The organism is Embleya sp. NPDC050154, assembly GCF_044460165.1.
Taxonomy (GTDB): domain Bacteria; phylum Actinomycetota; class Actinomycetes; order Streptomycetales; family Streptomycetaceae; genus Embleya.
Window position 1 is genome coordinate 209,584 of the sequence record NZ_JBITJP010000008.1, and the last position, 22,291, is coordinate 231,874.

A 22,291-nucleotide genomic window follows, 5' to 3' on the forward strand; every position below is an offset into this window, starting at 1 on the left:
GTCGGTCGGGTCATGACGCCCGGCGGCGGCGGAGCCGGGCGCCCAACACCTCGCGCACACCGACCCCACCGCCCGCGTGGCGAATCGCCAGCGAGCGGCTCGCGGTCCGGTAGAACTGCACGAACGCGACTCCGTGCCGCAGGTCCGGGCGCAACCGGCGGCCCAGTCCCGTCCCGGCCCGAACCTTGGTGACCAGCGGCGGGCCCTCGGCCAGGTGCACCCGGGCCCACACGTCCCACACCGTGAAGGGCTCCGCGCCGGCCAGCACGGTTCCCTCGACGGTGACGGTCGTGGACCAGCCGGACGCGTCCGCGAGACCGCGCAGCAGCCCCTCGCGCACGCCCACGGCCCGGACCTCGATGCCGTGTCGATCGCGCAGTTCCAGGTCGAGCCGGACCGGGCCGGCCGCCGCGAGCCGGCCGTACAGGTCGTGCACCGTGACGTCCAGCGTGTTGCCGACCGTGCCGCGCACGTTCGCCTCCACGACCGCGGGCAGGTCGGCGGGCGCGATCTCCGCGAGCCCGTCCAGGACCACCTTCGGCCCGGTCTCGTCCCACACCGGCGTGCCCGCGTGCTCCGGGTACGGACCGATCAGGCGCGGCGGCTCGGCCGCCAGTTCGGCGAGCCGCGCGACGCCCGCGGGCGTCTCGTGTGCGGCGATCACGGCCGCGGCCCACCGAGCGGTGGGGAACGCCCGCGCGAACGCCTCGGGTTCGAAGGAGGCGAGGTGCGCCCGGCAGGCGCGCCACCACTCCTCCCGGTACTCGGCGGTGCGCGCGCCCAGGTCCCGCAGGTACAGCCGCAGGTCGTGCTCGAGGAACTTGGTCAGCGCCGCCGCCCGCAGCGCGGTGCGGCCGGCCTCGGTGAAGATGTCCACGACCTGTCGGTGCGCGTCGAGCCGGTCGAGCCAGTTGGCCACCCGGTCCCGGCGCAGCGAGATCGAGGGGTCGCCGCCGTCGCGGCGTACGTGCCACGTGTACACGTGGTCCGGCACCACCGCCAGGCGGGGCCCGGCCGCGTACAGGCGCGCCGTGAACACGAAGTCCTCGTAGTGCGCGGCGCCGTCGGGAAAGCGGATGTCGTGCTCGAGCAGGAACGCCCGGTCGTAGAGCTTGTTGACCGAGAGGGTGTCCCACACCGTCTCGGGTCGCAGCTCCGGGTCGGCGTGCACGGCCGCGGTCGTGAACAACTGCGGCTGCCAGGGCACATCGCGCACCCTGGGCAGTTCCCGGCGTACGCACAGCCCGGCCACGACCTCGGCGTCGTGCGCGTCCGCGGCGGCCGAGAGCACCGCCACCGCGCCGGGCGGCAGCACGTCGTCGCTGTCCAGGAACACGATCCGGGCGGCGCGCGCGGCGCGCACCCCGTCGTTGCGCGGGGAGCCGCATCCACCGCTGTTGTCCGCCCGGCGCACGATCCGCACCCGCGGATCCTCGGCCGCGAGCCGCGCGCACACCTCGGGCGTGGCGTCGGTCGAGGCGTCGTCCACGATCACCAGCTCACCCACCACCTCGCCCTGCGTCAGGGCCGAGCGCACCGCTTCGGCGAGTCGGTCCGCGTCGTTGTACACGATGACGACGACGCAGACCCGGAGGTCGAGGGGCTCGCTCATGTCACTTCCTGTCGGGCGCGTCTTGCGGGCTCTTGCAGCCGTTGGCGGGGAACGGGATCCGCGGCACCGACGCGAGACGCTCGCCGGGCTTGAGCATCGGCTGGGCCTTGAAGTCGTAGGTGCACCGGGTGGGGTTGCTGAACAGTACTTCCAGCCGCAGGTCGGGGCGGTCCCGCCGCAACGTCTGCAGGGTCGCCAGGGTCACCGGGTCGTCGGTGACCACTCGCATCGGCAGCTTGGGGAACTTGACCGCGATGCGCTGGGTGAGTTGCTCCGGGGTCTCCTGGTTGCCGTAGGTGGGCTTGGTCTGCCACGCGGTGCCGAGGTTGCGCGAGAGCACGTCGACCCACAGCGTCCCGTAGTAGTTGGCCTGCCAGTCGTTCTTCATCTGCACTATCGTCGCGTGGCCCTGGGGCTTGGGCTGGGCCTTCATCACGGCCAGGATCAACTGGGCAAGCCTGGGCTGGTCCATCTTCTTCTCGAAGTAGCCCACACCCCAGCTGAGATCCTTCGGCGGCTTGCGCCAGACCTCGCGGTCGGGGTTCGCGTTGTAGCCGATGGAGACCACCACGCACAGCGCCAGCGCGCTCGCGGTCAGCGGACGGGTGAACGGCTCGGCGACCCGCGAGCGGGCGGCGAAGTGGCCGGGCCGCCATCTCGGCGCCACGAACCAGGTACCACCCAGGCAGACCAGGCCGACCACGATCAACTGGTGCAGCAACTTCTCGTAGTAGTAGGAGGTCTCGCCCAGGATGCGGCTCTGGTAGAGGTACATCAGCGCGACGATCCCGGTCGCGCCGCCCAGCCACAGGATCGCCATCCGCCGGACCGGGTGGCGCCACGCGGACCGGGAGGCCAGACCCAGCGCGGTCACGAAGACCAGGACCACGATCAGGTGCCGGATGGTGGGGCTGATCCCGCCGCCCGCGTTCAACGAATCCGACTTCACCGACTCGCTGTTGAGGATCGGCAGGTACAGCGCGCCGACCGCGGTGACCACGACCGCGCCGACGGTCCACAGCGGCTGCACCCACAGTCGCTTGCGGTTGCCCACCACCCAGACCAGGAGCAGCACGCCGGCCAGCGGCAGGAACAGGTAGTAGGTAAAGGACAATCCGGTGGTCAGCGCGGCCAGCACGCACATCTGCTCGCGCAGCCGGGGAAGCGGTCGGGTGGTGACCGCGACCATCAGCGCGAGCAGGCCGAGCCCGACGAACTCGCTGGGGAACCCGCGCAGGAACATCGACATGCCGTCGCCGAAGTACAGGTACGCGGCGGCGGCGCCGCCGACCACGACATAGCGCCACGTCGACAACGCGGGTCCGGCGATCCAGCGCATCGACCACAAAACCGCGAAGACGAGGAAGACGAATGTGGCCGCGTAGAAGTAGACGAAATGGTTCAACGCGGTCGTGCCGGAACCCGCGGTGGTGCTCGAACGCAGGAAGTTGTCGAACAGACTCATCCCGAAGTGGCTGCCCTGCGGATAACCGAAAAGTTCATTCGTCAGTCCGGTTCGCGTTTCCGAGCGATTCAGGAACGTGTAACCACCGGCGGTCCTGATCGTGTCGTAGAGCGCGAAATGCCGGCCGAGGTCCTCGGCCACCGCGACCAGGGACAACCGGCCGACCAGGCCGCGACCGAGGTAGGGATAAAGGGTCCCGAAGGTGACCACCGCGGTCAGCGCCGCGGTCACCACATCGCCCGGGGCCAGGATCCGCGGCAGCGCCGGACGGCGGCCGGCGACCACCGCCACGATCGACACGGCACTGAAGCCGACTCCGGCCACCGGCACCGGGTGCAGGCCCCACGGCCACACCGAGAACACCAGCCCGGCCAGGCAGGTCGCGCCTGTGACCAGGGCGAACGCGATGACCAGCCGGTCCGTCACGGTCCGCCCCGAGCGCAGCAGCGACGCCACGAGGCCGACGAAGAGCACCGGCAACACGACCGCGACGTGGGCCGCGTAGGCCGCGATCGGCACCAGCCAGGACAGCGCCAGGGCGGCGAGCAGGATCAGCACTCCTCGCACCAGCCTTCCGGATCCACGGGGTCGAGGCGGGCCCGGCGAGGCGACCGAACCCATCGGTGGAGCGGTCGTCCGCGCGCTGTCTGAGACGGTCACGAATCCTCGTTCGGTCCGGGTGAAACACACGTCCTGGGCCGGGCAAGGATATCGCATGGCATAAACGAGCCGAATTCAGACCTTGATGAAGTCCCATTTTTGGGCGTCCCCGCCGCCGGGCGGTGCCTGAAATACATCTCCGCCCGGTGCGCGGGCTCCGGTGAGCGCCATACCGGAATGCGCGAACAGCAGGCCGAATCCGCCGGCGACATCGCCGCGCACGCGCAGCGCCTGCGCCGGGTCCAGGGCCCGCGCGGCCAACCGGGGCACACAATCGGCGGTCGTGGCGGCGCCGGGGATCGCCACGATCCGGTCGCCGGCGACCGGGAGCAGCCCCCAGCCGTACCGGATACCGGCCAGCCGGAACACGGTGCCCTCGTGGCCCTTGGCCGCCGCGGCGGTCAACGGGGCGTCGGGTTCCGGGCGTACGGTCAACTCCAGCCCGTTGCCGCGATTGCGGATGCGATATCGCGGCCCCAGATAGGGATGCCCGGCGATCGGGGCGGCCCGATCGGGAACCGGCATCGGGAGCACGAGATCACGGCGCCACGCGGCGTTCGCGAGATAGGACTTGTGCAGCCACGGACCGTATACCTTGCTGCGCTTGGCGTCCGCGTCGTATTCGGTGTAGATGGCGAATGCCTGCTTTTTCTTCGCCGCCTGTTCGGGGCTCAGATTCGGCGGTTCCTGCTGGATCGTGTAGTCGCGGTGATATACGACGGGCGACGCCGGAACGTCCTGCTCCAGGGCGTACATCACCATGCGGGCCACGGCCACGTGATCCTGGTGGAATCCGCCCACCGGATCCGGGTCGCCCTGGAGGTCGGAGGTCGGATCCAGCGTGTTGACCCGATCCGGCTTGAACTCGTCCCGCACCCCGCGCAGAAAGGCGGCCAAGCCGTCGCGGTCGAACTCCTGGGCCGGGAAGGCGTCCCCGGGGCGGGTGGCGATCCGGGTGTTGTCGGCGTACAGACCCCACATGCGTTTCGCGCCGAGCGGAGTGCGCATGAAGCCGTCCGGAATCCGGGTCTCGAGTATGGACACCCGATCCCCCAGCGTCCACAACGTCGCGCGCACGCCGCCCATGTCGTAGGGCTGCGCCTTCCACTCGCCGGGCTTGGCGCCCACGGTCTGCGCGTAGGCGTCGCGCAGACCCGCCTCGCGATCCTTCATGTACTTCGGATAGTCCGCGTAGTCCGAGGCGTTGAAGTACACCGTGCGCAGCGCGGCGCCCGCCGCCAGGTTGTCCAGCAACTCCGGACTGAGGAAAAGCAGATCGTCGTCGTGGTGCGCGACCACGTTGAGCACCCTCGATGCGCCGGAGCCCGCGGGCGCCGGGCGGACGGGCCGCGGCTTCGCGGTCCCGCCCCGGTCGAGCAACTCGACCGCCCCGATCGCACCCGCGCCACCGAGCGCGAGAGCGCAACCACCGACAAACACATTCCTGCGCGATACGACCATCTTCGGACTCGGGTCCACTTCCGTGTGCGTGCGGCGCGGCCCGGTCGTCCGCCCGAGAATCGAATCAGCTGGTCGAGATGTGCTCGGAGGCCGGAACCTCGGCGACCTCCGGCGGCTCGGCACCCTCCGTGAGCTCGACCCGAGCCGGCGCCGGCGGCCGGTTCGCGTTGAGCAACTGCGCCTCGCGGATGGCCACGCTGCGCGCCAGGTCGGTGATCTTCTTCTCCAGGGACCGGAACCGCATGAAGGTGTTCATCGCCATGAAGGCGACACCCACTACGAGGCCGTAGAGGATCAAGTCGGTTCCACGACCGACGCCCACCTTGTGCGCGAGCCACGTGGTGTCGGAGGGACGAATCACCGCGTAGGCGTTCACACCGACGAACAACAGGAACGCGATGCGCTTCCAGGCCCGGGTACGCACCTGGTCCCACTGGATGACGAACAGGGCCAGCAGGCCCGCGGCACCGAGGAGGAGAATTCCCTGGATCAACATACGATCATTTACCCCGCTGCCGAACCGACATGTCAAAGAGGATGTTCACGCCATTGATGAGCGATTGCCCCTTGGCTTTCGAGTACTCGGTGTAGATCACGGAGACGGGCATCTCCGTGATACGCAGACCCGAGCGCGCCAGGAAACCGACGATCTCCGACGCGTGCGCCATTCCGTTCATGCTGATGCGCAATCGCGCCGCAGCCTCTCGATTGAAGACGCGCAGTCCGTTGTGCGCGTCCGTCAAGCGGAGTTTGCGCGACGTGAGACTCAACGCCGCGACGGTGCGCAGAACGATTCGCTTTATCTTGGGGATCTCCGTGGTGGATTCCAGGAATCTGGATCCGAGCACGACGTCGACATCACCCACCCGCAGGCGTTCGATCATGGCCTGGGCATCCTCGACACGGTGTTGCCCGTCCGCGTCGAAGGTAACGAAATACCGGGCACCGGGTTGGGCGAGCGCGTAGGTCATTCCGGTCTGCAAAGAGGCGCCCTGGCCGAGATTGACCGGGTGCTTCACCAGATGGGCGACGGTTCCGAAGATCTCCCGGGCGGAGTTGTCCGAACTGCCGTCGTCCACGCAAACAATGTTCGGGAATACTAGAGATGCATCCGTGACGACTTGGGCGATGACCTGATCTTCATTGAAGACAGGAATCACCAACCATACGTCGCTGTAGTCCCGCACCAGACACTCCAAGAGATGAGTTTTCGCTACCGCGTCTGATTATTCCGAGCAACAATCCGAAGGGACGAACCGACGCGCACTCGGCCCGGCCCGCGCGGCCTCCGGTCGATCATCGGTCGAACCTGTCGCCTCGTATGTCCAGTAGACTCGCGAAGCTATGGGCCCATCACCTCAGAGGATCCTAACCGATCGGCTGCCTGGTAGGTCGCCCTTGATCGCCTGTACGGTCATGTCCTGAGGGCCCGAGCGGTCCGTCGAGCGGCGACGCGGGTGGGTCCGATCCCCCATGCCGCCCCATCCATCCCAACTTCGCATCGGCCGGGTCACCGTGAATCTCGTAGTACGCGCCGTCCGGGCCCTGCCCCCGGGCACGCTCCGAGTCGGCATCGGCGTCGTCGTCCTGGGCGCCGCCTCATATGTGCATCTCGCACTCGCCGGCCACACGCTGTCCTCCGACGGCATGGCAAATGTATCGGTTTTGTGGACGATCGCATTCTCGGTGGGATATGGATTTTATACCCCTGTCGAGCAGGAGATCACCCGAATCGTCGCCGCCCGGAAAATAGGGGGCGAAGGGGCCGCGCCCGTGCTGCGGCGGGGAATGATCCTCGCCGGCGCAATCCTGCTGGCCGTGCTCGTGGTGGTCGCCGCCGGGGCCGTGCCGATCTCCGATCGCCTGTTCGCCGGACAGCGCAGCATGCTCGTCGCGCTGGCGGGCGCGTTCCTCGGGCTCGCCGCGACCGCGGTCACCCGCGGAATCCTCGCCGGACTCGGCCTGTTCCGCGAGTACGGCGCGCAGCTCGCGATCGACGGCGGCCTGCGGATCGCCTTCGCCGTCGCCCTCGGGGTCGCCGACGTGCAGTCGGCGCTGATGTTCAGCCTGATCCTGACCGCGGCCCCGCTCCTGTCGGTCCTGGTCACCCTGCGACCGGTGCTGCGGCACGCGCTGCCGGGGACCACCGTGCCGTGGAAGGCGATGTACCAGGGCCTGGCCCTGTTGATCGTCTCGATGATGTTGTCCCAGATCGTGGTGAACATCGCGGTCATCAACGTCAAGCTGCTCGAACCCGGCGAGGTCGAGCTGGTCAGCGCGTTGCTGTCGGCGATCGTGCTGGCCCGGGTGCCGCTCTTCGTCTTCAGCTCGCTGCAGACCTCGCTGCTCCCGGGGCTGGCCGGCGCGCACGCGGCCGGGAATCGGGCCGCGTTCCGCCAACTGGTGCTGCGCAGTTGCGGAATCGTCGCGGTCCTGGGGCTGGGTGGCGGGCTCGTGGCCACGGTCGCAGGCCCGTGGCTGGTACCGACGCTGTTCGGCGCGCCCAGGGTCCTGGGCACCGCGGACTTCGCGTGGTTCTCCATGGGCACCCTGTGCTACATGCTCGCACTCGTGCTGGGACAGGCCCTGATGGCCCAGGGCGCCCACCGGCAGCAGATGTGGTCCTGGGTGGTCGGCGTCGCCGCGCTCGTGGCGGTGACCGCCTCGCCGGGTTCGATCCAGCTCCGGGTCGAGGCGGCCTACCTGACCGGCTCTCTGGTCACCACGCTGATGATGGCGTTCCTGCTGTGGAGTCTGGGAAAGCGCGATGTGGGGCACCATGTGAGCGATGCCCGACGGGACGACGCGTTGCGGGGTACGCCGTCCGACACAGTCGTGCAGGCCTGACAAGCACCTCGTTCACTCAACTCGGATCCGGAGATGGTGTTGGAAACGATCGACGTCGCGATGCCCTACTACGGCGACGTGGGCATGATGCAGCAAGCCGTCCGAAGCGTCATCGCCCAGACCGACCAGAACTGGCGCCTGATCGTCACCGACGACGGCTCCGAACCCGGTGTACCCGAGTGGTTCGCGAGCCTCGAGGACAGTCGTATCGACTATCGGCGCAACGACCACCGGTTGGGTGTGACGAAGAACTACCAGAAGGTCCTCTCGCTGGTCGAGAACCCGCTGTTGGTCTTCATGGGCGGGGACGACGTGATGCTCCCGCACTACCTGGCCACCGTGCGGGACTGCCTGCGGGAGTTCCCGGACGCGAAGATCGTGCAGCCCGGCGTGCAGGTCATCGACACCGCCGGCAACCCGGCGATGCCGTTCGTCGACCAGGTCAAGCGGCATCTGTTCGCGCCCAAGGCGCAGGGCCGCCGGCTCTACGGCGGTGAGGACCTCGCGGTCGGACTGATCCGGGGCAACTGGCTGTACTTCCCCTCGCTGGCCTGGCGCAGCGACATCGCCAAGAAGGTCGGCTTCCCGGACGACCTGGACGAGGTGCACGACCTCGCCATGGTGATCGACGCGCTGTGCATGCACGCGACCATGGTGGTCGACGACACGGTGTGCTTCCGCTACCGGCGGCACGCGGTCAGTCACTCGTCCGCCGCGGCCACCAGTGGTCGCCGGTTCGTCACCGAGCGGACCTACTTCACCGGCATGATCGAGCGCTTCGAGGCGCTGGGCTGGCACCGCGCGGCAGCCGCCGCGCGCAACCACATCGGCTCGCGGCTGCACGCGCTCACCCTGGTGCCCAAGGCGGTTCGCCGCGGGGACAAGGGCGGGGTGCGCAACCTGACCCGGCACGCGTTCGGCAACCCCCGCGCGCACTGACGGCACGAGCCCCCGACGACGCGGTCGCGTCGTCGGGGGCTCGTGCTGTCGGCGCTCGTGCTGTGCGGACGCCGGCGCGGTCCGTGCCGGGCGGCGGGGTCCGCGTCGCGGCGGCGGGTCAGGACACCCGCTCGCCGGCGTGGTGGGCCCACAGGCGTTCCATCGCGTGGCCGAGCGAGTGTCGCGGCCGCCATCCCAGCAGTTCGCTCGCGTGCTCCAGGGACATGCACTGCCACTGCTCGTCCGGGCCGGGGTCGGGCGATTCCTCGACCAGTTCGGCCGGCACGCCACTGGCCTCGATCAGCAGGCGGACCAACTCGCGGGCGGGCACGCCGGCGCCACCGCCGACGTTGACCACTCCGCGCGCGCTCGACTCCGCGGCGGCGACCGTGGCGGCCACGACATCGTCGAGGTCGACGAAGTCCCGGCGCGCGCCCAGCGAGGCGAAGGTCAGCCGCACCGGCTCGTCGAGCCCGGCGCCCGCCGACAACTTCGCGGCCACACCGCCGAGCAGGCTGTGCCCGGGTTGGCCGGCGCCCACCACGTTGCCCACCCGCAGCACGATCGCGTCCAGGCCGCGCGATTCGACCGCCGCGCCGATCCGCTCGGTGCAGCGCAACTTCAGCTCGCCGTAGGCCATCGCGGGCCGCGCCGGGGAGTCCTCGCGGAGCACCGTGCCGACCGGGACCAGACCGTATTCGTGCACCGTGCCGAACTGCACCAGCCGCGGGGCCGGGGTCAGCAGCGCGATCGCCTCGATCAGGTTCTCCACCAGGGTCAGGTTCGCGCCGACGAGTTCCTCGTCGTTCAGCCCCCACATGCCGCCCGCCGCGTTGATCACGTGGGTGATCCGATGCTCGCCCAACACCTCGGCGACGACCTGCGGTCGGGCCTCCTGGACGTCCAACGCCACGAAGGTCGCGGCGAGCGGTGTCGCCGGCTCGCGCCGACCGATCGCGACGACCTCGTGGCCGCGTTCGGTCAGGGCGGCGCACAGGGGGCGACCGATGAATCCGCTACCGCCGAGGACGGCGACCCGCGCGGGCACGGCCTGCGGGGCGGCGCCGGTCGGTTCAGCCATGGTGCGATTCTCTTTCCGTCGAGGCCGCCGAGACGCGGGTTATCGCGCCTGGCGCACCGAACCGAACGCGTGCGCGACGATGTTCGACACGCTCTCCTTGCGCCCCGTACGCACGGCGCCCGGCAGCAGCGTCAACGCGTGCAGCCGCGACGCGACGTGGAAGCGGGCCGCCTTGGCCGTGCGGGACCAACCGTGCTCCTGGGCGACTTTGGCCAGTTCCAGGAAGTAGCGGCGCTCCTCGGCGAACCGGGCACCGGTGCCGGCCGTGGTCGAGGAGATGCTGGCCGCGTGCCTGCGGTACTGGAAGCAGGTCGTGCTCGAGACGAGCAACTCCTCGCCGCGAAGCAGCAGTTCCATGACCAGCGCGAGGTCCTGGGTGACCCGCAGATCCTCGCGGAACGACACCGCCTTGAGCGCGTCGGCACGCCAGCACATCGACGGGAAGTACAACCAGTTGCCCCGCACCAGCCCGGTGGCCAACTCCTGGCCGCCCATCAGCCGATGGCCGTCCACCTTGGGTGCGTAGATCCGCCGCTTGGTCCCGTCCACCAGGGTCCGCAGCGGCTGGCCGAGGCCGTCGATGACCTCGACACCCGGCTGGATCATCGCGACGTCCGGAGCCACCGCGAGCGACGCGCGCATGCACTCGAGGTAGTTCGGCAGCATGATGTCGTCGGTCCCCATCAGGACCACCCGGTCGAACTCGACCAGACCGATGCACTTGCGGTAGTTGCCGGAGACGCCGAGGTTGCGTTCGTTGCGCTGGTACCGCACGCGCTTGTCGCCCAGCGCCTCGAACCACTCCGCGACGCCCTCCTCGCGGCCGTCGTCGACCACGGTGAGCCGCCAGTCCCGATCGGACTGCGTCATGACGCTCCGCACGGCGGCCTGCATCAGCGAAACGGGGCCGTAGTACGGCAACATGATGTCGAACGTGGTCATGGGATTCATACACCTAAGTGATCGGGCGACGGAGCGAGCGGTGGTGCGTCCACCATCGAGCCGGATCAGGCCCCGGATGCCCGGGCCTTCAACGGTTCCCACCAGGGTCGATTGGCCCTATACCAGGCTACGGTGTCCGCGAGACCTCGGTCGAAGGGTATGGCCGGAGCGTAACCGAGTTCGTCCTGGATCTTTTGGATGGACAACGAGTAGCGCAGGTCGTGCCCCTTGCGGTCCTCGACCCGGCGAACCATCCCCCAGTCCGCCCCGCACGCTTCCAGAAGCAGGCCGGTCAGTTCCTTGTTGGTCAACTCGACGCCACCGCCGATGTGGTACGTCTCGCCGGCACGCCCGAGGCGCATGACCTTCTCGATGCCCGCGCAGTGGTCCGACACGTGCAGCCAGTCCCGCACGTTCGCGCCGTCCCCGTACAACGGCACCGAGTGTCCGTCGAACAGGTTGGTCAGGAACAGCGGGATCATCTTCTCCGGGAACTGGTACGGCCCGTAGTTGTTGGAGCAGCGGGTGAGCACGACGTCCATGCCGTGCGTGCGGAAGGCCGCGAGGGCCAGCAGGTCGGAGCCCGCCTTGCTCGCCGAGTACGGCGAGTTGGGGGCCAGCGGCCAGCCCTCGGTCCACGAGCCCTCGGCGATCGAGCCGTACACCTCGTCGGTGGACACGTGGACGAAGCGGTTCACCCGGTGCTTGCGCGCGGCGTCGAGGAGGACCTGGGTGCCCACGACGTTGGTGGTCACGAACTCCATCGCACCGGAGATCGACCTGTCGACGTGGGATTCGGCCGCGAAGTGCACCACGACGTCGTGACCGGGCACGATCTGATCGACCACGTCCGCATCGCGAATGTCGCCCTGGACGAAGGTGTATCCCGGGTGTCCCGCGACGTCGGCCAGATTGGCGATGTTGCCCGAGTAGGAAAGCTTGTCCAAAACGGTGACCGTGTCGGACACGCTCGAACGGGACAACAAACCCCGAACGAACTCCGAGCCGATGAAGCCGGCCCCACCTGTAACCAAGATCTGCATAGAGAGGGGATTCTACACGCAGCCCCCCAAGCCTTTCCGGTGACCCCGCGAGTCGTTCGGGACCCACTCGTGATCCGACCGAACCTGGTGTTCACCCGCACCACGTAGGGTGTGCGCCATGCGCGGCATTCTTCTCGCGGGTGGCACCGGCTCCCGTCTGTGGCCTTTGACCCAGGCTGTCTCGAAGCAACTCATGCCAGTCTTCGACAAGCCGATGATCTACTATCCGCTGTCCACTTTGATCATGTCCGGCATCCGCGAGATCCTGGTCGTCACCACCCCGCACGACCAGCCGCAGTTCCGACGTCTGCTCGGGGACGGGTCGCGACTGGGCCTGCGGCTCGAATACGCCGTGCAGGAGCGGCCCGAGGGAATCGCGCAGGCTTTCGTACTCGGCGCGGACTTCATCGGCGACGAACCGGCCTCCCTCGTCCTGGGCGACAACATCTTCCACGGTGTCGGTCTGGGACGGCAGTTGCGCGGCCACACGAATCTGACGGGCGCACGCGTCTTCGCCTGCCCGGTCGCGAACCCGAGTGCCTACGGCGTGGTGGAGTTCGACGCCGAGGGTCGGGCGCTGTCCATCGAGGAGAAGCCCACTCGGCCCAAGTCCCGTTACGCGGTCCCGGGGCTGTATTTCTTCGACAACCGGGTCGTGGAGTTCGCTCGCGACCTCAAGCCCAGCGCACGCGGCGAGTTGGAGATCACCGAGATCATCGACGCCTACCTGCGCGCGGACGAACTGAGCGTGACGCTGCTCGATCGCGGCACGGCGTGGCTGGACACCGGGACCTTCGACTCGATGGTCCAGGCGTCCGAGTTCGTCCGGGTCATCGAGCAGCGCCAGGGGCTCAAGATCGGCTGTATCGAGGAGGCCGCCTGGCGGGCGGGCTTCATCGACGAGGACGCGGTACGGGCGATCGCGACCCCCCTGCTCAAGAGCGGCTACGGCAAATACCTGCTCGATCTGCTCGACTACGGTGAGGGCCTGTCCCCCAATCCCGACAAGCGTTGACGAGGAAGCTCGCATGGATATCCGCCCGCTCAGCATCGACGGGGTCTGGGAGATCACGCCGCGCCTGCACGGCGACCCGCGTGGCATGTTCACGGAGTGGTACCGGTTCGACCACCTGGCGAAGGTCGTGGGTCACCCGCTGGATCTCGCTCAGGCCAACATGTCGGTGTCGGCTCGCGGCGTGGTCCGCGGCGTGCACTTCGCCGACGTCCCGCCCGGGCAGGCGAAATACCTGACCTGCGTGCGCGGCGCCCTGCTCGACGTCGTGGTCGATCTGCGGGTCGGGTCCCCGACGTTCGGTCGCTGGGAGAGCGTGTTGCTGGACGATGTCGAGCGCAAGGCGCTCTACGTCTCCGAGGGCATCGGGCACGGATTCTGCGCGCAGTCCGAGGACGCGACGCTGGTCTACCTGTGCTCGGCCACCTACGCCCCCGAGCGGGAACACACCGTGCATCCGCTCGATCCCCGGTTGGCGATCGACTGGCAGACCGACGCGCCTGTGCTCTCCGCCCGGGACGCCGAGGCCCCTTCGTTCGACGACGCGACCTCCTCGGGGCTGCTCCCGCAGTACTCGATCTGCAAGGACTTCACCGACTCGCTCGGTTCCGTCGGCGCCTGATCCGGCGCGGTCGACGCCCCGTACGCGCAACCCGCGACGGGGTTGTGAACGTCTCGATTCCTGTCCTGCCGGTCCATCCGCGCGTGATCGCCCGCGGGTCGACCGGCAGGCCCTTGCCCGGCCCCATTGAAGGAGATACCAGGTGGAGTGCGCCCCGTCGCCCGACCTTCCCACGTCCTCACCACCGAAGACCCTGCCGACGACGGCGGCCTCGTCGCCGGCGCCCTGGTGGCGGCGCCCGCTGTTGGTCTGTGCGGAAGGCGCTGTGGCGGTACTCACCGCGGTGGTGTTCGCCGTGTGGGCTCGCAACATCCGGGTCAACCCGATCAACCGGATCGGCCAGGTCAGCGGTCTGGCCATGCTGCAACTGCGGATGACGCTGATCGCGCTGCTGGTCATCGCGGCGCTGGTGATCGCCTACCGGCGGTTCGGTCCGGACCTGCAGGCGCTGTTCGTGCGCCTCTCGTGCGCCGTCGTGGCCGGACTCGCCACCGGCTTCGTCGCGGGCGGCACCACGATCGGCCTGCGCGGCACGCCGTGGCCGATCAACGGCGTCGGCGGTGACGTGGGCACCCTCGCGAACTGGGCGGGGGCGATCAACCGGGGCGAGTCGATTCCCTCGGGCGTGTACCCGCCGCTGTTCCCGGAACTGCTCGCGCTGTGGGCGAAGGTGTTCCGGCACGGGAACACCTCGTACGCCCTCCAGGACCTGCAAATCCTGATCATGGCGCTGATCGGACCGGCCGCCTACCTCGCCTGGCGCCTGTGGTTCCAGCCGCTGTGGGCCCTGGCCATCGGCGTGACCAGCTCGATCCCGCTGTACGAGCCGGTCAAGCCCTACACCACGATCGTGCTGGTCGTGTTCGTGCCGATCATCGCAAAGTTCATCCAGGTCCTGCGCCGATCACCGCAGATGACGACACGCGATCGGGTGACCACCGGTGTGGCCTTCGGCGTGATGCTGGGCGTGATGGTGATCGCCTACTCGGGCTGGTTCGTCTGGTCCGCGGCCGGTGTGCTGGTGACCTGTCTGCTGGTGTTGCCGTGGAAACGCGGCTTCAAGGCGGCGATGGTCTTCGTGGTCGCGACGATCATCCCGTTCCTGATCATCGGCGGCCTGTACATCAAGGACCTGCTGCTCAAGGGCGGCGGCGAGAAGGACGACTACTTCTACTTCGACACCAAGGTCGACCCCGCGTACTTCCTGATGTGGCGCGGCGACTCGCCCGGCGAGGTGGGCATGTGGCCGCCGCCCGGCGAGCTCGGCGGCGTCGGCGTGTTCATGTTGATCCTGCTGCTGGGTCTCGCGGTCGCGCTCGCGCTCGGCATGCGTCGCTCGCTGGTGCTGGCACTCGTGGCCTGCCTGGCCAGCTCGTGGCTGATGCGATTCTGGTTCGCGTCGCACATGTTCCAGGACCAGGCGGTGCAGCTCTACCCGCGCACCTCGATCGAGCTCGCCTACGTGATGCTGCTCCTGGTGGGCGTGGCGATCCACCTGTCCGCGCAACGGCTGAAGTCGCTGTGGAACCGGTTCGTCGTGCACCGCGCGGACCCGGCCACGGACGCCGAGCCCAAGCACGTCGGCGCGCGCTGGCGCACGACTCCCGGGATGGCGAGCACGATCGGCGCGCTGGCCGCGATGGTCCTGCTGTTCGGCACCGCGGCCTCGTCGGTCGCCGACGACATCATGCCGGTGGACGACTCGAGCATCGGTTCGCTGACCTACCGCTCGCACCAGTTGCAGAAGGCCGGCGGCGAGTGCCCGCGCTACGCGAACAAGCAAAAGTGCCAGCGGTTGGGCACCCCGCCGTGGAAGCTCCCGGTCCGCAACACCCCGGGGGCGAACAACGGCTGAGCGGGGACCGCGGGACCCAAGGGCCGGGCGGTCCTAGCGGTTCACCGATACGGAGGGCGGCGTCGAGGTCGAGGAACCCGGCGCCGCCTTCGTCGTGTCCGGGGTGGCCGTGTCGGCTTGGGTGGGCTTGGGCTCCGGCAACCGGGACCGGAACAGGCCCGGGGTCCAGTCCTTCAACCGCATCGCGGGCTTCTCCACCAGGTACCACGAGGCGGCGGCCAGAACGAAGGTGCCGACCAGCGACAGGCCGAGGTAGGCCATGAAGCCGTGTCGGTTGTACCCGAGCACGACCAGGAACTGCTCGACGACGAAGCCGTAGATATAGATGCCGTACGACAGGTCGCGCTTGCGGCCGACCACCCGGAAGGGCTTGGGCAGGCGCACCGCGAGCCACATCAGCGCGTACGCGAAGGCCGGGAAGCCGATCACGAAGAAGCCGCCGAAGCGCATGCTCGCGAACAACGCGACGATCGAGACCACGCCGAGCACGTCGTTGACCGGGATGCGCTCCTGGTAGAGCTGGAAGAGCATGCCGACGCAGAACAGGAAGCTCAGGTAGATCAGGTACTGGCTGTGCAGCGGGCCGATGAACTCGCTCAGGATCGGCACGTGGATGTCGGTGCCGTTGGTGTTCTGCGGACCGCGCCAGCCGGGGGCGTTCACCAGGTCCATCACGATCCAGCCGTACAGCAGCGTGGTCACCAGCAGCACGAACCGGCGGGATCCGCGCAGCACGCCGGACCAGGCCATCGCCGCGACGATCACGTAGCAGGTCATCTCGTAGCTCAGCGACCACAGCGCGCCGTCGAAGCCGGGGTCGAAGGCGTGCCCCTCCTTCTTCCCGGTGGCCAGGATGTTGGAGATGTCCAACTGCCGCAGACCGGTCCACCAGTTCGCGCGGATGTAGTCGAACGGGCCTTCGCCATGGCGCCAGAAACCGTCCAGCGAACCCTGCTGGTGACGGAACATGATCGGCGCGGCCACCAGCGCGGTGAACAGCACGCAGACCCACAGACCGGGCAGGATGCGCAGCATCCGGTGCCAGAGGTAGCGCCCGGTCGTGGTGCGCATGCCGCTGCGGGTGATCAGGAAGCCGGACAGCACGAAGAAGCCGTACACGGACATCCGGCCGAGGCCGACCTGCATGCCGGTGAAGCCGTTGCCCGGCTCGTGCTTGCCGAAGCCGCCCAGGATGTGCGCGTGCGCCACCACGACCGCTGTCGCCAGCAGGAGCCGGATCAATCCGATGCTGTTGTCCCGGCCGGAGAATCGTTCGGCCAGCGTTCCTTGCCGACCCACTCCGAAGTCGCGTCGCACGCGCTTTACGCCCTTCCCGATGTGGCCGCCCGGAAGCGACGCAGGATCCCCCCTGGGCGAATATGCGCCCTGCCCACGAGATCCTGTGCATGGTAACGGTCGACCCGACCCCGGGTCAGGCACCCTGGAGGGCGGGCGCCGCGGGGGTCGCCACGCGCGATTCGCGCACCCTCCGCGAACCCGGGATGCCGGGTAGGGTCGCCTCATGAAGTGGCTTGTCACCGGCGGTGCCGGGTACATCGGGACGCATGTCGTGCGGGCGTTGCTCGCGGTCGGCGAGGAGGTGGTCGTCCTCGACGACTTCTCCACGGGCGCGCGCGAACGGGTTCCCGAGAAGGTGCCGCTGGTGGTCGGCTCGGTGCTGGACCGGGCGCTGCTGGACGAGACGTTCCGGGCGCACGCCGTGGACGGCGTGGTGCACATCGCGGCGAAGAAGCAGGTGCCCGAATCGGTCGCGCGCCCCCTCTACTACTACGAGGAGAACGTCGAGGGTCTGCGCGTCCTGCTCGCGGCCATGGTCGCGGCCGACGTCACGCGCGTCGTGTTCTCCTCCAGCGCCGCCGTCTACGGCATGCCCGACGTCGACCTCGTCGACGAGGAGACCCCGTGCCTGCCGATCAACCCGTACGGCGAGAGCAAGCTCGTCGGCGAGTGGATGATCAAGGCCACGGCGCGCGCGCACGGCATCTCGTACGCCGCGCTGCGCTACTTCAACGTCGCGGGCGCGGGCGCGCCGGAGCTCGCGGACGAGGGGGTGTTCAACCTCGTGCCGATGGTGCTGGAGAAGCTGACGGCCGATCAGGCGCCGGTGATCTTCGGGGACGACTACGACACCCCGGACGGCACCTGCGTGCGCGACTTCATCCATGTGGTGGACCTGGCCGAGGCGCACGTGGCGGCCACCCGTCGGCTCGGCACCGACCCGGACGCGCGTCTGGTGCTCAACGTCGGTCGCGGTGAGGGCACGTCGGTGCGCGAGATGGTGGAACTCATCCGCGAGGTCACCGGTTTGCGCGACATCGCGCCGGAGCTGCGACCCCGGCGCGCGGGCGACCCGGCCCGGGTGGTCGCGAGCGCCGATCGCATCACCACCGAACTGGGCTGGAAGGCCCGGCACGACACGGCGGACATGGTGGAGGGCGCGTGGGCCGGCTGGCGCGCGCAGCGCGGCTGAGTCCCGCACACACCGCCCGCGGCGCCGCGCATCAGCCGGCGCCGCGGGAGGTGTCGCGTCGCGATCCCGTGACGACGCAGAGTGAAGTCTCCTGGGGCAAATCGGACATGACGTGCTTCGTCTGTGGGCCGAATCACGTCGATCACGGGTGCGTACGCCCCTGTCGGTGGGCAGGGGCCCGGTCCGCGCGACGCCACACGCGATGCGGGTGTGACGAACGGGGCGTAGGTGATCTTTCCCGGGTGATCGGCGTACGCCGTGACCAAGGGCCGTTGTCACGCGTTCCCGGCCCTTCCACCACGGAACGCCAACTACGGTCCTTTCCGTAAGGGATCATCTACATTGCGCTCATCCGCAAAACGGATAATCGACGTCTATCCGACACAGACTTGTGATCTTCGGCGAGGCCTGCTTAGCGTTCGATCCGTCCGTATCCCACACGGACCCCGATCGCCGGTACGCCGAATCCTGTCGCCGGCCGTTCGGGAGGCTGACGAGCACCACACGACAGGAGCGGGGGAACCACAGGTGAACCGCCGCGAACGGCCCCGATCTCGATGATCGGACGCCGCGAACGGCTTGGGGTGAAGCCATGTCCTTCGGGACGTGGCCGGGCTATCGATCTCCGGCCCGAATCCGACAGCTCACCTCGTAGGCGTGGGAGAGGATCCAGCCATGCTGTCCGGAACCGGGCGTCATCGCCGTCGCAGCACCAGTAGGACCACGCGTCTGATCGCCGCGGCGGGTGTCGCCGGAGTCGGCGTCGCCATGCCGATCATCGGCGCGGGCACCGCCCAGGCCGCCTCCGTGAGCACCTGGGACAAGGTCGCCCAGTGCGAGAGCACGGGCAACTGGCAGATCAACACCGGAAACGGCTTCTACGGCGGCCTGCAGTTCACCGCGAGCACCTGGAAGGCGTTCGGCGGCACGGAGTTCGCCGCCCGCGCCGACCTGGCGACCAAGGGTCAGCAGATCGCGATCGCCGAGAAGGTCCTCAAGGGCCAGGGCCCCGGCGCGTGGCCGGTGTGCTCGGTCAAGGCCGGCCTGACCCGAGGCGGCGCCGCCGCCGACGTCGACACCGGCTCCTCGGCCGGCAAGACCGCGCCGAAGACCGCTCCCAAGACCGAGACCGCCAAGCCGGCCCCGAAGAAGACGGTCGCCGCGCCGAAGATCGAGGTCAAGACCGAGGCTCCGAAGACCGAGGCCCCCAAGGCCGAGGCCCCGAAGACCGAGGCGCCCAAGACCGAGACGCCCAAGACCGAGCCGGCCGCCGCGACCTCGTCCTATGTCGTGGTCACCGGCGACACGCTCTCCAAGATCGCGAACGCCGCGCACGTGCCCGGCGGTTGGCCGAAGCTGTACGAGGCCAACAAGTCCGTCGTCGGCGAGAACCCCGACCTGATCTTCCCGGGCCAGAAGCTCACGGTCGACGGCAAGGCCGCGCCGACCACCACCAAGACCGAGGCCGCCGCGCCCAAGGTCGAGGTGCAGAAGGCCGAGACGCCGAAGACCGAGGCCCCCAAGGCCGAGGCTCCGAAGGCCAAGACGGAGAGCAAGCCGGCTCCGAAGGCCGCGACCACCAAGACCGAGGCCGCCAAGACCGAATCGACGACGACCGCCTCCGGCTCGTACGTCGCCCCGGTCTCGGGCGCCACGCTCACCGCGAGCTTCGGCTCCGGCGGCTCGCGCTGGTCCAGCGGCAGCCACACCGGCCAGGACTTCGCGGTCTCGACCGGCACCACGGTGCGCGCGGTCACCTCGGGCACCGTCGTGTCGGCCGGTTGGGGCGGCGCGTACGGCAACGAGGTCGTCATCCGGCACGCGGACGGCAAGTACACCCAGTACGCGCACCTGTCCTCGATCTCGGTCAAGGCCGGGATGAAGGTGCAGACCGGCCAGAAGATCGCGCTCTCCGGCGCGACCGGCAACGTCACCGGCCCGCACCTGCACTTCGAGGTCCGCACCACGCCGAACTACGGCTCCGCGGTCAACCCGATGACCTGGCTGCGCAGCCACGGCGTCAGCGTCTGAGTCACCCGCTCCACCCGCTGCATCGAACGGCGGGCGTTCCCTCCAGGGAGCGCCCGCCGTTCGCGTGTTCGGACCGGTTCACGTGTGCGGACCGGTGCGCGTGTCCGAACGGTGCGCGTGTGCGGACGATTCACGTGTGCGGACGATTCGCGTGTGCGGACCGGTGCGCGTGTCCGGACGGTGCCGTCAGGGCAGCCGCGCGGTGCGCAGCGCACCGTCCGGACCGAGCCACAGGGCCACCGCGTGCCCGGCGCCGTCCGGCGCGCCGGTGGGATCGACCGCGACCGCGCGCTCGTCGAGCACGACCGGCGCCCCGGACGCGCCGAGGACGATCGGCCGGCCGTCGGCGTCCCGGGTCAGCGTCGCCGTCGTGCCGTCCGGTCGGGGCACTCGGCTCAACGCCTCGTAACCCGCGCCCGCGGCTCCCGAGTCGGCCGGCACCCACCCGTTCGGCCCGCCCTCGACCACGCTCGCGATCTCCGGTGTGCCGGCCCGCCGGTAGGCGACACCCACCCGGCCGTCGGCGCCCACCGACACGGCGGGCGGGCCCGCCGGTCGCTCGGCCGCGATCGTGCGCGGCGGCCCCGACCGCTCGCCGACCGGTTCCCAGTAGCGAATGCCCTCACGCGCCGTGCCGAAGACCACGACCCGGCCGTCCGGGCGGGTCACCGCGCCGGGCCCCTCGACGATCTCCCCGCCGCCCAGGTCCCGCCACGCCGACCACGTGTCGCTCCCGGCGGGCCGATGACGGCCGCTGATCCCCTTGTCCCGGTCGCGCACGAACAGGTACAGCCCGCCCGCGCCGTCCACCCCGACCACCGGTGTGCCCGGGCCGCGTCCGTCGCCGTCGGGGTTGCCCAGGCCGCGCCACGGCCCCAGTTCGCCGCCGGGCGTCGTCTCGGTCGCCGTGAGGATCTCGAACCGGTCCCGATCGGCCCGGCGGGCACCGCCGATGCGCAGCACGAACACCGCGATCCGGCCGTCCGCGATGCGCACCGCGGCGAGCCCCGGGGCCAGTTCGCCGTCGCCGGGGCCGGGCATCGAGTGCGCCGGCGACCAGTTCGGGCCGCCGACGGCGTCCTGGGTCCACCGGGTGACGCGCCCGCCGAGCACGGCCCAAGCGGTGAGCCGGCCGTCCGCGCCGAGCACCGGGCGCACTCCCGCGTTCGGGTAGCGATAGGTGGTGCTCTGCGGCCAGTTGGTCCCGGGCGCGGTGTCCCGCACCTTGAGGTCGCCGCAGTCCACCCGACCCGGGCAGTGCCGCACCCGGTCCGTCCAGCCGTACACCCGGATGATCCCGTCCTTGCGCTCGCGCGCCGCCGGCGCCAGATTGTGCGGCCAACGCTCGTTGTAGTAGCCCCGGTAGGCGATCGCGGCGGCGCTCGCGGCCGGTCGATCGGCGTTGTACCGGCGCAGCGCCTCCCACGTGAACTGTGCGGCGGCGGTGTGGTCCTGGTGGTCCGAGACACCACCGTTGTCGGCGTGTACGGGGTGCGCGCCATCGTGTCGCTGCCGGTCCGGCTCCGGGTCGAGCGTGCGCACCACGGTCGGCGTCTGGGCCCGCATCAGGTCCGCGAGCGAGTCGATCAGGCCGTCCCTGGTGTACGTGTAGGGTCCGCCCGCCGGCTCGTCCCGCGGTGCCAGCGTGTCCAGTTCGCGTTCCGAGCCGTTCCACAACGTGCGCAGCCGCCCGTGCGCGCCGATGCCCTCCTCCTTGCGGGTGTTGAGGAACACCAGCTTGATGTTCGGGGCGTCCACGAGTCGGTCGAGTTCGGCGTGCGCGCCGTCGCGCAGCCGTACGCTGTGCCGCTCCCAGCGCGCCGCGCGATCCCCGAGCGCCATGAACGCGTACGCGGCGCGTGAGCCGTTGTTGCGCGCGGCGGCGTACGCCTGGGGATCGGGCCGTCCGCCGGGGCCGTTGCGCCCGTCCGCCTCACCCGCGGTGAGGAAGACCGTGACGCTTTCCGTGCCCGCCCGCACCGCGCGGTCCACGTCGGGGTTCATGAAGTAGAGGTCGTCGTCCTGGTGCGCGACCACCTGCATCACCGCACCGGTCGTGCCGGGCCGCGGTGTCAGGGTCTCGATGCCGATCGGTCGGGTCGGCGCGTGGTACGGGGGCGAACCGTACGGACCGGTCAACTTCACCACCCCGAGCGCGAAGCCCAGCGCCAGGACGCCGACCACCGCGGTGAATCTTCCGGTGCCGGGGATCATCGCCATCTCGGCCGGT

17 protein-coding genes and 1 riboswitch are annotated in these 22,291 nt (G+C 69.5%); of the genes, 7 read left to right on the forward strand and 10 right to left on the reverse strand.

The annotated features are described in order from the left end of the window. Positions 1-10: 10 nt before the first annotated feature. The 5 genes from ACIBSV_RS19190 to ACIBSV_RS19210 all read right to left on the reverse strand — a co-directional run bounded on the left by ACIBSV_RS19190 (position 11) and on the right by ACIBSV_RS19210 (position 6,385). Positions 11-1,612 carry a glycosyltransferase family 2 protein gene (locus tag ACIBSV_RS19190; RefSeq protein WP_395864434.1) on the reverse strand — a complete coding sequence of 534 codons (1,602 nt, stop codon included), beginning with the start codon at positions 1,610-1,612 and terminating at the stop codon, positions 11-13. Between the two features lies 1 nt (position 1,613). Then, positions 1,614-3,644 (reverse strand): hypothetical protein, encoded by a 2,031-nt coding sequence (locus ACIBSV_RS19195; protein WP_395864436.1) that lies wholly within the window; start codon positions 3,642-3,644, stop codon positions 1,614-1,616. A gap of 168 nt (positions 3,645-3,812) precedes the next feature. After that, positions 3,813-5,036 (reverse strand): hypothetical protein, encoded by a 1,224-nt coding sequence (locus tag ACIBSV_RS19200; protein WP_395864438.1) that lies wholly within the window; start codon positions 5,034-5,036, stop codon positions 3,813-3,815. 226 nt (positions 5,037-5,262) lie between these two features. Continuing rightward, positions 5,263-5,694: a DUF2304 domain-containing protein gene (locus tag ACIBSV_RS19205; protein WP_395864440.1), complete on the reverse strand. Its 432-nt coding sequence runs from the start codon at positions 5,692-5,694 to the stop codon at positions 5,263-5,265. 4 nt (positions 5,695-5,698) lie between these two features. Further along, positions 5,699-6,385, reverse strand: a complete 687-nt coding sequence (locus tag ACIBSV_RS19210; RefSeq protein ID WP_395864442.1) for a glycosyltransferase family 2 protein — start codon at positions 6,383-6,385, stop codon at positions 5,699-5,701. A gap of 328 nt (positions 6,386-6,713) precedes the next feature. On the opposite strand from ACIBSV_RS19210, the gene ACIBSV_RS19215 reads away from it, so the two are divergent. Beyond that, a complete protein-coding gene (locus tag ACIBSV_RS19215) occupies positions 6,714-8,045 on the forward strand; it encodes a lipopolysaccharide biosynthesis protein (protein WP_395864443.1) in 1,332 nt (443 codons plus the stop codon). 33 nt (positions 8,046-8,078) lie between these two features. Next, positions 8,079-8,984, forward strand: coding sequence for a glycosyltransferase family 2 protein (locus ACIBSV_RS19220; RefSeq protein ID WP_395864445.1), 906 nt, complete (start codon positions 8,079-8,081; stop codon positions 8,982-8,984). Between the two features lie 118 nt (positions 8,985-9,102). Here the strand turns inward: ACIBSV_RS19220 and ACIBSV_RS19225 are convergent, their stop codons facing one another. The 3 genes from ACIBSV_RS19225 to rfbB form a co-directional block, all read right to left on the reverse strand. Beyond that, on the reverse strand, positions 9,103-10,065 hold the full coding sequence (locus ACIBSV_RS19225; RefSeq protein WP_395864447.1) for an NAD-dependent epimerase/dehydratase family protein: 963 nt from the start codon (positions 10,063-10,065) through the stop codon (positions 9,103-9,105). A 39-nt stretch (positions 10,066-10,104) separates the two neighbouring features. Beyond that, a complete protein-coding gene (locus ACIBSV_RS19230) occupies positions 10,105-11,007 on the reverse strand; it encodes a glycosyltransferase family 2 protein (protein ID WP_395864449.1) in 903 nt (300 codons plus the stop codon). A 65-nt stretch (positions 11,008-11,072) separates the two neighbouring features. Continuing rightward, a complete protein-coding gene (gene rfbB / locus ACIBSV_RS19235; protein ID WP_395864451.1) occupies positions 11,073-12,050 on the reverse strand; it encodes a dTDP-glucose 4,6-dehydratase in 978 nt (325 codons plus the stop codon). A gap of 118 nt (positions 12,051-12,168) precedes the next feature. Between rfbB and rfbA the strand changes: the two genes are divergently transcribed. The 3 genes from rfbA to ACIBSV_RS19250 all read left to right on the forward strand — a co-directional run bounded on the left by rfbA (position 12,169) and on the right by ACIBSV_RS19250 (position 15,539). Next, positions 12,169-13,065 (forward strand): glucose-1-phosphate thymidylyltransferase RfbA, encoded by an 897-nt coding sequence (gene rfbA, locus ACIBSV_RS19240; protein ID WP_395864453.1) that lies wholly within the window; start codon positions 12,169-12,171, stop codon positions 13,063-13,065. A gap of 13 nt (positions 13,066-13,078) precedes the next feature. Beyond that, positions 13,079-13,684 (forward strand): dTDP-4-dehydrorhamnose 3,5-epimerase family protein, encoded by a 606-nt coding sequence (locus tag ACIBSV_RS19245; protein WP_395864455.1) that lies wholly within the window; start codon positions 13,079-13,081, stop codon positions 13,682-13,684. 265 nt (positions 13,685-13,949) lie between these two features. After that, entirely contained in the window at positions 13,950-15,539 is a 1,590-nt protein-coding gene (locus ACIBSV_RS19250; protein WP_395864457.1) for a hypothetical protein, read from the forward strand. Between the two features lie 33 nt (positions 15,540-15,572). Here ACIBSV_RS19250 and ACIBSV_RS19255 read toward each other — a convergent pair whose 3' ends face one another. Further along, on the reverse strand, positions 15,573-16,856 hold the full coding sequence (locus ACIBSV_RS19255) for an acyltransferase family protein (RefSeq protein ID WP_395864459.1): 1,284 nt from the start codon (positions 16,854-16,856) through the stop codon (positions 15,573-15,575). A 205-nt stretch (positions 16,857-17,061) separates the two neighbouring features. Between ACIBSV_RS19255 and galE the strand changes: the two genes are divergently transcribed. Together galE and ACIBSV_RS19265 are read left to right on the forward strand one after the other, a co-directional pair. Continuing rightward, entirely contained in the window at positions 17,062-18,030 is a 969-nt protein-coding gene (gene galE / locus ACIBSV_RS19260; protein ID WP_395864461.1) for a UDP-glucose 4-epimerase GalE, read from the forward strand. 449 nt (positions 18,031-18,479) lie between these two features. Then, positions 18,480-18,701, forward strand: a riboswitch (cyclic di-AMP (ydaO/yuaA leader). A 4-nt stretch (positions 18,702-18,705) separates the two neighbouring features. Beyond that, positions 18,706-20,061, forward strand: a complete 1,356-nt coding sequence (locus tag ACIBSV_RS19265; protein ID WP_395864463.1) for a transglycosylase family protein — start codon at positions 18,706-18,708, stop codon at positions 20,059-20,061. 186 nt (positions 20,062-20,247) lie between these two features. Here the strand turns inward: ACIBSV_RS19265 and ACIBSV_RS19270 are convergent, their stop codons facing one another. Next, a complete protein-coding gene (locus ACIBSV_RS19270) occupies positions 20,248-22,281 on the reverse strand; it encodes a PIG-L family deacetylase (protein ID WP_395864465.1) in 2,034 nt (677 codons plus the stop codon). Between the last annotated feature and the right edge of the window lie 10 nt (positions 22,282-22,291).